Raw genomic sequence first — 11155 nt, forward strand, 5'->3', positions numbered from 1 at the left:
CGTCATCGCGCTGACCGAGGAAGATTCCGTGGCTACGCCGAGCGCGGACGACTAAGACGCCTCGGTATCCTTTCTCACCCGTCAGCAATGCTTTTTCCGTAGGCCCGTCCAGCAGTCGGTGTGACCCTGTTTCCGCCCGTCATCGAGAGTCCACGCCTCCGCTACGAGGTAATCCATCCCGACTATTTCGACCCCTACGAGATGTACGAACACACCCGCGAAGGCGCCCCAAACATCGAGCGAATTACCGAGTGGGTGACCTGGGACCCCCATCCCCACCCGAAGCAGACTCAGGAGTTCGTCGAACACGTCGGCAAGCGGTTCGACGAGGGCAAAGGCGTCGACTACGCCATATATCCTCGCGACGACGAGGACGGTGCTGGCGAGTTCGCTGGTGCTGGCGGCATCTCGGTCGACTGGGACCTTCGTCGCGGTAACCTCGGTACGTGGCTACGCAAACCGTTCTGGGGCCGCGGGTACTCGGGTGAACGCGCACGCACTCTCATCGCGCTGGCCTTCGACGTCCTCGATCTGGAAGTCGTCGGCGTCACTCACGACCCCGAAAACGACAACTCCCGTGGGGCAATCGAAAAATACGTCGACGCCCTCGGCGGCCGCAAGGAGGGCGTGATTCGGAACGATATCGTCATCGGCGACGAACCGCGAGATTCGGTCCGCTACTCGATTACTGCCGAGGAATGGGAGGAAGCGACCGACGGCGAGTACGAGGCCACCTTCGAGTGGTGAAAACAGAGGGGCTCGAATTTCGGTTTAAAGGGCTTTTTTCGCGGCTCCGACGGCGAGTTTCGGGAGTTGGCCGATGACGGACGGGAAGGTCAGCCCGAGTTCCTCTTTGAACTCGGCCATATCGAAGTATCCGTCGATGGACGTGATGCCATCGTCCGAGAACGTTATTACGTCGACGCCGCTCAGTTCGACGGATTCACCGGTCGGCGGGAGTGGGCCGAATGGTCCAGTATGGGTTCCGTACATCGTCCACTCGACGAACAAGCGCCCTGCCTCCTCGTCGGCAACTCGTCGGTCCACTTCGAACCGAACGTCCGGGAATCCCTCGGTCGTTTCCTCGACCCACTCCTTGATTTCGTCGCCGGATAGCGCCCCATCGGTAGCCGGGTCGGAGATCGTCCCCCCATCGGCGAACGCTTCGATCACTACCTCTGGGTCATGGTCGTTCCATCCCTCCACGTAGCGGCCGTAGTACGTATCGATAGTACTCCCCGCCATACTCCCCCAGATGATGCGCCAACCAGTTCAAACCATATGGTGATATAGTGTAAAAGGAGATACAGTTGCTGTGGGGCTATCTCGACTGCTTATAAAGAGGTCCAGAAATGCCGATGTGTCCCATCAAACACCGTATAACCAGACGATGCCGAACGTCGTTACGACGGTCAGAATCAACTGGAGTGGTGCACCCACACGTGCGAAGTCGGTGAATTTGTAGCCACCAGGCCCGTAGACCATGAGATTCGTCTGGTAGCCGATGGGCGTCAGCATGGCCGTCGAGGAGGCGAAGGTGACCGCCAGCACGAACGCGAAGGGGTCGGCGCCCAGTTGGAGGCCCGTATCGTAGGCGACGGGCACCATCAGGACGACGCTGGCGTTGTTGCTGATGACGTTGGTGACCAGCGCGGTAAAGAGGTAGAAGATTCCGACCAGGGCGACGGCTCCGATCTCGGCGCCGTTGCCGACGACGATATCGGCGAGCCATGCGGCGGCGCCGGTCTCCTCCATCGCCACGCCGAGGGGGATGAGGCCCGCCAAGAGGAAGATGACGTTCCAGTCGACGGCGTCGTAGACCTCGTTCGGTTTGACACAACCGGTAACGACCATGCCGAGGATGCCGCCGAGCGCCGCGACCATGATGGGGAGGATACCGAGGGCAGCGATAGCGACGACGACGCCAACGATTCCGACGGCGACGGGGATGCGCTTCGACCGGAAATCCGGACGGGTGAGGTACTGCGCGACGACGAAGTTGCGGTCGGTCTGGAAGCGCCGAACGGTGTCCTCGCTGGCCTGTATCAGGAGCGTGTCGCCGGCTCGAAGCGGGCGTTTGTCCATCCGTTTGTGGATGACTTCGCCGCCGCGGCGGATGGCCAACACGGTCGCGTCGTAGCGCTGGCGGAAGTTGAGCGTCACCAGCGTCTCGCCGAGCAGGTTCGTATCCGGCGAGAGGACGATCTCGACCAGTCGCTGCTCCCCGACGGATGCATCGAGTTCCTCGGTCGCATCCTCGTCGGCTTCTAACACGTCGTCGGTCACTTCGGCGTCGGGGGCGAAATCCAGCCCCTCGGCGTCCATCAACTCGATGAGGCTCTCGCGGTCGACACGCAATACGAGGATGTCGCCCGCCCGGACCTCCTTGCGCGCGAGCGGTTCGTTGAACGCCTGTTTATCGCGGATGAGTTGGACGATGTCCGCGTCGACGTCGATATCGCCGAGCGCGTCGTCGACCGCACGGCCGAGCATCGGCGAGTCATCGCGGACGACCACTTCGGTCAGGTACTGGGTCATGCCGAACTCGTCGGTGAGGTCCGTCCGCGCTTTGATTCGCTCGGGAAGGAGGCGCGGGCCGAAGGCGAGCAGGTAGGCCGTCCCGACGACGAGGACGAGGAAACCGAGGGCGGTGAATTCGAACATCGAGAAGGGGTCGGTCGCGGTGCCGCCGACCCGGTCGTAGACGTCCGAGGCGAGGATGTTCGAGGAGGTGCCGATGAGGGTGAGCATGCCGCCCATCATCGACGCGTAGGAGACGGGAATCAGGAGCTTCGAGGGGGAGATGCCGGTTCGCTTCGAGAGTTCGGTCACCATCGGAATCATCACCGCGACGACCGGGGTGTTGTTGATGAACCCGGCCGTCCCACCGGAGAGGCCGAGAACGGCGACCAACTGGCCGAAAGGGCTGTCTCCGAACCGCTCGGCGATCTCCTTGCCGATGATGTTGACGACGCCCGTCCGACGGATACCTTCCGAGAGGACGAACATCGCGAGGACGGTGATCGTCGCCGAGGAGGCAAAGCCCGAGACGCCGTCGGCGGGGCTCACTTGCGTCCACGGTTCGAGGACGATGAGCGCGACCATCACGCCGATGGCGGTGATGTCGATCGGAACCGGCTCCGTGACGAAGAGCACGAGCGCGACGAGGATGATGGCGAAGACGACGAGCATCCCCGCCGTCAGTCCGGTCCCAGCGACGAGAGAGAGCACGCCTGCTGGTTCTCCCGATTCTCGCCTAAAAGTTCTGGTCGGCCTACCCCGGGGCGGCGCCCTCGGAGGGCGTCGGGTCGGGAATCAACCACGCGGGAACGACGCGGGTGAGGACGACCAATCCCGTCAATTCGACGAGCGTCTGGGTGACGACGACGGCCGGCGCCAGTTCGTAGCCCGCGGGCAGCGCCAGCGCGAGCGGGAGAATCACCAGCGAGTTGCGCGTCACCGAGGTGAACGCCAGCGCCCGCCCCTCGCCGGGTGGCATATCGAGAACGCCGGCGACCGAGCGTGCCACAAGCGGCATCACCACGAGGAAGGCGACGTAGACGGGGACGACGACCGCGATGCGGCCGATGGAATCGTAGACGCGGGGCAACTGCGAGGCGATGACGACCAGCAGCGTCAGGGCCATCATCGGGACCGGGAGCCAGCTCATCGACGACTGCCATCGTCGGCCCGCCTCCGAGCGTTCGGCGGCCACCTCCGTCAGCCACGCCAGCGCGAGCGGCAGTGCGATTATCAGCAGGAAGGCCTCGAGGAACGGGCCGGGTTCGATGGCCTCCGCGACCTGCTGGCCCATGAACAGCCATAGATAGAGCGGCAAGAGGAGCAACTGGAGGAGCATCAACGCAGGCGTCGCCGCGGTCACCTGCTCGGAATCCCCGCCCGCGAGTTCGGTGAAGGTGATGACGTAATCGATACAGGGCGTCAGGAGTACCATGAACGCCCCGACGAGGATCACGGGGTCCTGCGGGAGCAATCGGGTGAGCGTCCAGACGACGACCGGAACGACGAGGAAGTTCATCCCGAGCGCGGCCGTCATGAACCGCGTGTTCCGGAACGCGCGCCGGATTCGCACGAAGGGAACTTCGAGGAACGTGACGTAGAGCAGGACGACGAGCACCGGTTCGATGAGCCGCTGGAAGAACGGGGTGGCATCGGACACTCCGAGGCCGAAACCGATGGCAGCGAACACGGCGACCGCGTAGATAGCGACCTGATGGCGCTGTATCCAGTCCCTTGTTAGCATCCTGTTTCGGGCCTCTCTGTCGATACGTCCGTCGCCGATGGTAAACCGCCGTCGGTCAAGCAGTGCCGTTCGGTCAGACGTCCGTCTCGATGACGTAGCCCCACCGCTCGTAGTCGCGGTCGGCGTAGAACTTGTGGACGCCCTCCTTCGCACGGGGCGAGGCCAACGCGACGCGCTCACAGTCCTGCTCGTCGGCCCATTCCTCGACGAATTCGACGAGAGCGGTGCCGTGGCCCTCGCCACGTCGCGGTTCGTCGACGACGAGGTCGTAGAGCCACGCGTGGCGGACGTGATGGAGGAAATCGTCGATACGGGCGCCGGCAGCGCCGACGAGTTCGTCGCCGTCGAAGCGGCCGAAAAGGGTGTAATCGTCGTCGCCGGTCCACGCGAGCACTTCGTCGGGGTCGGCGTCGGTCCAGAGTTGTCGGAGGATTGGAACAGCCGGTTCGCGCTCGGCGTCGGTGGCGAGTTCGCGGATTTCCATAGTCGGCGTTGTGCGAGGATAGTGGAAAAGCCCGGCGGCAGGGTGTGTTGGGATGGCACACAAAATGGAGGGATGACACGTGGATTAGCATCCGTCTCGGGGTGCTTAAAAAGCGCCCCGAGGCGGTTCCCGCTGGCGACCGAAGGGAGCCAGCGTAGCGCGCACGGACTGGAGCGGCGCCAGAGGCGCCGCGGAAGGAGGACGCGCGCATATTTCCCCACGTTTTTGCCGAGAACCGGTGTCGGGCGCCGTAGTGCGCCCGACCCGCGTTCTCGTGCAAAAAGTGGGCCCGAAGTGGTATCCAAAGTGTTTTCTCCGGTGCAGTCTCCCTATCGCGTATGGATGGCGGCGGCTCTACGGACATGACACTCGCGTTCGAGTTGGAGGCGCTCAAGCGGCTAGCTCGGCCCGAGGAGGTGTTCTCCGACGCTCGCACGTGGAGCGAGTACGTCGGGGTCGTCTCCGACAAGCCGACCTACGTCGTGACGAACTTCACGCGGAAGAACCGCATCCGTCAGGACTTCTTCTCCGGGCCGCGGGGCCGCGAGGAGAGCCTCGAAAACGTCAAGACCCAGTTCGACACCGACCGGCACGTCTTCATCGGCGTCGACGACGAGGACGCCGAGTTGGCCGACGAGGTCGACTGGGAGTACCTCCCGGTCGAACAGGCTGCCGAGGCCGCCGACTGGGAACTCGGCGAGCCCGGCGGCGAACCCGGCGACGACGAGGACGGGGGTCGCGACGACTGGCCGTAATCCGGCGTTCAGTCAAGGGGTTCGACTATTCTTAAGAGGCCGGCGAACGCGTAGCCGAACATGTCGATTGATATCGGTGCGGCGTTTCGGGAAGGTGCGAACCGAACCGTCGCCAAGAACGGCCTGTTACTAACAGTCGCATTCTTCCTCATCGGGCTAGCAGTGGCGGTACTCTATCAGACCCTGCTTATCGGGGGATTCGAATCGCTACTGGAGGCATTCCGAGGACTCTCCCCAGAGCAGATCAACATCAGCCAGGAGGAGTACAACCGTCAGATAAACACGATGGAAACGCAGTTGGAGATGGCCCGCGAGACCTCACCGCTGGCTCTCGATCTCCCGCCCGGCGTCGCGGCCGCCGGTCTGGTGGTAGTCGCGCTACTCTCGGAGGCCGTCTCGATCGTCGCTGTGCGTGTCTTCGCTACCGATGAAACCAACGCCATCCCATCCGATCTCGCCACCGACAACATCCTGCTGGCGACGCTGAACGGCTTTATCGGCAAGATCGTCGTCTGGGGACTGATCTCGGTCGGCCTCCTCTTCTTCGTCCTACCGGGGGTCTTCCTCGCCGTCGTCTTCTACTTCCTGCGGCAGGAGATCGCCCTGCAGGACAAGAACTTCGTGTCGGCGATGGCAGATTCGTGGCGACTGACGAAGGGCAACCGCATCGAGGTGTTCGCCGTCGCGCTCGTCGTCCTCGTTGTCTCGCAGTTGAACGCGGTGTTAGGTCCGCTGAGCGGGGTCGTTCCGCAGATAGCCGTGACGCTGCTGACGGCGGTCTTCGGCGCCGTACTCGCGGTCTTCGGTGCGGCAGTCGTGACGCGACTCTACGTCCAGTTACGGGACGTCACCGCGGCCGAGGCCGAGGCTGCCGAGGCCGAACAGGACCCCTACAATGCCGCGCTCGGGCCGGACGACATTCCGGAGTAGCGTTACTGAGAGGGCTAATCGTAGGCGTTCGTAGATTCTCGGTGAGGGACCGAGCGCTGCCGCCGGAGGACGAGTTTCGGAACCCCGGCTGACTACGATAATCCCTATGAAGCACAGCACGGAGGAACGCTGTTTTTAACCGGTTGGGCCGCCGAGAAGCGCCAATGGCAGAACCGCGCGTCCCGGGTGACGACCCCGGCACTCTGGAACTCTCCTGTGGCGAGACGGTACACGCCCACGACCTCGATATGGGAATGCGTGAGATCAACTGTGGCTGTGGCGACCGCCACGCAGTCGTCGTCGACGTGCATCCGATCTCCCGGTTCGTCCCCGAGGCCATCGCCGACGTACTCCGGGAAACCATCGAGACCGACGACGAGTTCCCCGAGTTCAGCATGCCGCACGTGATGGGCGTCGTCATGGAGGAGTTCCCCGACGAGGTTGTGGTCGCGGACGTCTCGGAGGACGGCCACGTGGGCTATGCGTTGGTGTGGGTCACCGACTTCGATTCGCGCCGCCTCCACGAGATCGTCGTCGAGTTGCTCGTCGAGTTGATGGAACACGCGGCGAGTCACGGCGACGACGCCACCGCCTCCCAGTTCGAACAGCAGATGATGAACTTCGACGTCGAGGCGTTCGTCGAACAGTACCGCGACGAACGGGAGTTCGAATCCGAGGTCGACACGCCCGTCTGAGGTGCATCAACCGCTTACTGTGCTAACGCGCGTCACACGTGTTTCTGCCTATCTGTCCGACGAGCGGGTGTTCGTGAACACCCGTCACGTCTTTCGGTTTTCGTCGTCCGCACGTCTGACAATTGTCTGACGGGGTGTTATGGTATGTGGGCACATGTGTAAGAACATGCGCATACGCCGGGGTGAGTACGAGCGCATCCGCGAGGTGTTGTCGGAGGCCGACCCCGAAGAGCCGTTGACGGCGCGCGAGATACTCGACCTGCTCGAAGAACACGGCGAGGAGTTCGATAGTGCCCACCAGGTGGCTACGGTACTGGGCCGGGAAGCCGAGATGGGAGACATCGAGGTCATTCAGGACCAGCCCTATCGGTATCGGTTAGGCGAAGGCAGCTAGGTACGGCCTGCTTTTGAACCCGTCTCTGGCATTTTCGTAGTGGTAACGCCTGCGAAGTCCTCAGCCTGCTGACGCGCCGAGGGCTTTCGAAGTGGTTGCAGCCACGAGTCGCCAGGCCTCACTTATAAATAACCGACCGCTTAGAACTACTCACGGCAATCGTCGCGCGATTCGAAATTCGAATTTTCGTTACGATATCCGTACCAATTCGCCGGGCTTATTACGATGTACGAACTTCGGTCGCATAATGCCAGACGAGGACCGCACCATTCTGCTTATCGGAAGCGGACCGATCCAGATCGGACAGGCGGCCGAATTCGACTACTCCGGCGCACAGGCGTGTCGGGCCCTGCAGGAGGAGGGCGCCCGAGTCGTCCTCGTCAACTCCAATCCGGCGACCATCATGACGGACCCGGAGATGGCCGACAAGGTCTACGTCGAACCCATCACACCCGAGGCCATCGCCGAGGTCATCCGTGACGAGAAGCCGGACGGCGTCATCGCCGGCCTCGGCGGCCAGACCGGCCTGAACGTCACCGCGGAACTCGCCGAACAGGGCGTTCTCGACGAGTACGACGTCGACATCATGGGGACGCCGCTGGACACCATCTACGCCACGGAGGACCGTGACCTCTTCCGCGAGCGCATGAAGAAGATCGGCGAACCGGTCTGCAGCTCCGAGACCATCTCCTCGATGGACGAAATCGAAGACGCCGTCGAGGCCGTCGGCGGCCTGCCGGTCATCGCCCGCACCGCCTACACCCTCGGCGGGTCGGGATCCGGCGTCGTCGACGACATGGACGAACTTCGGGAGATCGCCCGCAAGGGCTTCCAGCTCTCCCGGAACCACGAGGTCCAGATCACCGAATCCATCGCCGGCTGGGTCGAACTCGAATACGAGGTGATGCGGGACGCCGACGACTCCTGTATCATCATCTGTAACATGGAGAACATCGACCCGATGGGCATCCACACCGGCGAATCCACCGTCGTGACGCCCTCGCAGGTCATCCCCGACGAGGCCCACCAGAAGATGCGCGACTCCGCGCTGAAGGTCATCCGCGAACTCGGCATCGAAGGCGGCTGTAACATCCAGCACGCCTGGCGCGATGACGGCACGCCCTCCGGGGAGTACCGCGTCGTCGAGGTCAACCCGCGTGTCTCGCGCTCGTCCGCGCTGGCCTCGAAGGCGACCGGCTACCCCATCGCCCGCGTCACCGCGAAGGTGGCGATGGGCAAGCGCCTCCACGAGATCGACAACGAGATCACTGGCGAGACGACCGCCGCCTTCGAACCCGCAATCGACTACGTCGTCACCAAGGTCCCCCGGTGGCCGAAGGACAAGTTCGACGACGTCGAGTTCGAACTCGGCCCCGCCATGAAGTCGACGGGCGAGGCGATGTCCATCGGCCGGACCTTCGAGGAGTCGATGCTCAAAGCCCTCCGGTCCTCCGAATACGACCCCGCAGTCGACTGGGGCGACGTCTCCGACATCGAACTCGAAGACGAGTACCTCGTCAAGCCGACGCCGGACCGTCCCTACGCCATCTTCGAGGCCTTCGACCGCGGCTACACGGTCGAGGAGGTCATCGACTTCACGGGCATCAAGGAGTGGTACGTCGAGCGGTTCAAGCGCATCGCCGAGGCCGCCGAAGCGGCCCAGGACGGCGACTTCCAGACCGCGGCCGACGCTGGATTCACGAACCAGGAGGTCACCGCCATCGCGGGCGGGGAGTTCAACGATACCCACGCCTCCTGGCTCCCCTCCGAGATCGCCGAGGCCGACGACGACGAAGGACAACCGGTCGAAACCGACGGCTCCGGCGTCACTGTCGAGGATGTCGAAGCCGAAACCTCCCGCCGGACCTACAAGCAGGTCGACACCTGTGCCGGCGAGTTCCGCGCGTCGACACCGTACTACTACTCGGCGCGTGAACCGCCAACGGGACAGGGAGCAGGCGAGGTACAGGTCGACCGTGACGTCGAAAGCGTCGTCGTGGTCGGCGGCGGCCCCATCCGCATCGGGCAGGGCGTGGAGTTCGACTACTGTGCGGTCCACGCGGTCCGCGCGCTGGAGGACATGGGCATCGACGCCCACGTCGTCAACAACAATCCCGAGACGGTCTCGACGGACTACGACACCTCCGACGGCCTCTTCTTCGAGCCGATCACGGCCGAAGAGGTCGCCGACATCGTCGAGGAGACCAACGCCGACGGCGTGATGGTCCAGTTCGGCGGCCAGACCTCCGTCAACGTCGGCGAACCGCTGGAGACGGAACTCGAACGCCGCGACCTCGACTGTGAGATCATGGGTACCTCAGTCGAGGCGATGGACCTCGCGGAGGACCGCGACCGGTTCAACGTCCTGATGGACGAACTCGGTATCAGCCAGCCCGACGGCGGCACGGCGACCAGCAAGCAGGAGGCCCTCGACCTCGCTCACGACATCGGCTATCCGGTGCTCGTTCGTCCGTCCTACGTGCTGGGCGGCCGCGCGATGGACGTGGTCTACTCCGACGAGGAACTCGAAGAGTACATCGAGGAGGCCGTCCGCGTCTCGCCGGACAAGCCGATCCTCGTCGACGAGTTCCTCGCCGACGCGGTGGAACTCGACGTTGACGCGGTCGCCGATGGCGAAGACGTCCTCATCGGCGGCATCATGGAACACGTCGAGGCCGCCGGGGTCCACTCCGGCGACTCCGCGTGTATGATCCCGCCGCGCTCGCTGTCGCAGGACACGCTCGAACGCGTCCGCGAGGTCGCGCTGGACATCGCCCGCGCGCTGGAGACGGTCGGCCTGCTGAACGTCCAGTTGGCGGTCCGCGACGGCGAGGTCTACGTGCTCGAAGCCAACCCCCGCTCGTCGCGTACCGTGCCCTTCGTCTCGAAAGCGACGGGCGTCCCCATCGCCAAACTCGCGGCGAAGGCGATGATGGGTAACTCCCTCGACGAACTGCAGGCCCACGAGCAGGTGCCAGAACACGTCTCCGTCAAGGAGGTCGTCCTTCCGTTCGACCGCCTGCCGGGTTCGGACCCGCGTCTCGGCCCCGAGATGAAATCGACTGGCGAGGTCATGGGCACCGCCCGCTCGTTCGGCAAGGCCTACCTCAAGGCACAGTCGGCGACCGGCAAGGTCATCCCCACCGAGGGGACCGCAGTCGTCGACCTCGAAACACTCCGCGGGATGTCCCAGAAGAACGAGGACATCTCGGACGTCCGCGAGAACGCCGAGCGTCACTTCGACGTCTACGAGAAAGACGAGTTCGACGACCTGAACCAGTCGCTCCGTGACGGCGAGGTCGACGTCATCTTCTCGCGGGACCGCGACGTGCTGGAGGTCGCCGTCGAGGAGACCATCACCTACTTCTCGACGGTGCCGAGCGCCCGCGCGGCGCTGGAAGCCATCGAGACGAAGGACGAACCCCTCGACGTGATGGCCCTGTCCGAACGCCCCACCGAGCGCCGCAACTGGGGCGAGTAAGCCCCTCGACGGCACTCGCGTGACAGGCCGTAACTAAACCGCTCATTTTCGTCTCCTGAAGGCATTTATCCGACGCTTCCCACAGATGGGCGTATGCCCTCCCGAACGACGCGGCGGCGGTTCCTGACGGGACTCGCCGCCGCGGGAACGAC

10 protein-coding genes are annotated in these 11155 nt (G+C 63.8%); 6 read left to right on the forward strand and 4 right to left on the reverse strand.

The genetic code is table 11. The annotated features are described in order from the left end of the window. Positions 1 to 120 precede the first annotated feature (120 nt). On the forward strand, positions 121 to 747 hold the full coding sequence (locus V5A53_RS09175; protein ID WP_332313303.1) for a GNAT family N-acetyltransferase: 627 nt from the start codon (positions 121 to 123) through the stop codon (positions 745 to 747). 24 nt (positions 748 to 771) lie between these two features. Here V5A53_RS09175 and V5A53_RS09180 read toward each other — a convergent pair whose 3' ends face one another. The 4 genes from V5A53_RS09180 to V5A53_RS09195 form a co-directional block, all read right to left on the reverse strand. Further along, positions 772 to 1245, reverse strand: coding sequence for an ester cyclase (locus V5A53_RS09180; protein WP_332313304.1), 474 nt, complete (start codon positions 1243 to 1245; stop codon positions 772 to 774). A 123-nt stretch (positions 1246 to 1368) separates the two neighbouring features. Continuing rightward, entirely contained in the window at positions 1369 to 3231 is a 1863-nt protein-coding gene (locus V5A53_RS09185) for an SLC13 family permease (protein WP_332313305.1), read from the reverse strand. Between the two features lie 43 nt (positions 3232 to 3274). Next, positions 3275 to 4264, reverse strand: a complete 990-nt coding sequence (locus V5A53_RS09190; protein WP_332313306.1) for an arsenic resistance protein — start codon at positions 4262 to 4264, stop codon at positions 3275 to 3277. A 73-nt stretch (positions 4265 to 4337) separates the two neighbouring features. Next, positions 4338 to 4748, reverse strand: a complete 411-nt coding sequence (locus V5A53_RS09195) for a GNAT family N-acetyltransferase (protein ID WP_332313307.1) — start codon at positions 4746 to 4748, stop codon at positions 4338 to 4340. A gap of 338 nt (positions 4749 to 5086) precedes the next feature. Between V5A53_RS09195 and V5A53_RS09200 the strand changes: the two genes are divergently transcribed. The 5 genes from V5A53_RS09200 (at position 5087) to carB (ending at position 11003) form a co-directional block, all read left to right on the forward strand. After that, positions 5087 to 5503 carry a DUF7124 domain-containing protein gene (locus tag V5A53_RS09200; RefSeq protein ID WP_332313308.1) on the forward strand — a complete coding sequence of 139 codons (417 nt, stop codon included), beginning with the start codon at positions 5087 to 5089 and terminating at the stop codon, positions 5501 to 5503. Between the two features lie 60 nt (positions 5504 to 5563). Continuing rightward, on the forward strand, positions 5564 to 6433 hold the full coding sequence (locus tag V5A53_RS09205; RefSeq protein WP_332313309.1) for a hypothetical protein: 870 nt from the start codon (positions 5564 to 5566) through the stop codon (positions 6431 to 6433). A 164-nt stretch (positions 6434 to 6597) separates the two neighbouring features. Then, on the forward strand, positions 6598 to 7128 hold the full coding sequence (locus tag V5A53_RS09210) for a DUF5815 family protein (protein ID WP_332313310.1): 531 nt from the start codon (positions 6598 to 6600) through the stop codon (positions 7126 to 7128). Positions 7129 to 7294: 166 nt separating this feature from the next. Further along, positions 7295 to 7522 (forward strand): hypothetical protein, encoded by a 228-nt coding sequence (locus V5A53_RS09215; protein WP_332313311.1) that lies wholly within the window; start codon positions 7295 to 7297, stop codon positions 7520 to 7522. 244 nt (positions 7523 to 7766) lie between these two features. Next, the gene (gene carB, locus V5A53_RS09220) at positions 7767 to 11003 is read left to right on the forward strand and encodes a carbamoyl-phosphate synthase large subunit (protein ID WP_332313312.1); all 3237 of its coding nucleotides are present in this window, start codon (positions 7767 to 7769) and stop codon (positions 11001 to 11003) included. Positions 11004 to 11155: the final 152 nt, after the last annotated feature.

This window comes from Natronomonas sp. (assembly GCF_036625485.1).
GTDB lineage: Archaea > Halobacteriota > Halobacteria > Halobacteriales > Haloarculaceae > Natronomonas.

Bases quoted from the DNA above. Each gene is read 5' to 3' on its own strand.
- V5A53_RS09200 (WP_332313308.1), top strand. From the start codon at position 5,087: ATGGATGGCGGCGGCTCTACGGACATGACACTCGCGTTCGAGTTGGAG.
- V5A53_RS09195 (WP_332313307.1), bottom strand. From the start codon at position 4,748: ATGGAAATCCGCGAACTCGCCACCGACGCCGAGCGCGAACCGGCTGTT.
- V5A53_RS09210 (WP_332313310.1), top strand. From the start codon at position 6,598: ATGGCAGAACCGCGCGTCCCGGGTGACGACCCCGGCACTCTGGAACTC.
- V5A53_RS09205 (WP_332313309.1), top strand. From the start codon at position 5,564: ATGTCGATTGATATCGGTGCGGCGTTTCGGGAAGGTGCGAACCGAACC.
- V5A53_RS09190 (WP_332313306.1), bottom strand. From the start codon at position 4,264: ATGCTAACAAGGGACTGGATACAGCGCCATCAGGTCGCTATCTACGCG.
- V5A53_RS09215 (WP_332313311.1), top strand. From the start codon at position 7,295: ATGCGCATACGCCGGGGTGAGTACGAGCGCATCCGCGAGGTGTTGTCG.
- V5A53_RS09180 (WP_332313304.1), bottom strand. From the start codon at position 1,245: ATGGCGGGGAGTACTATCGATACGTACTACGGCCGCTACGTGGAGGGA.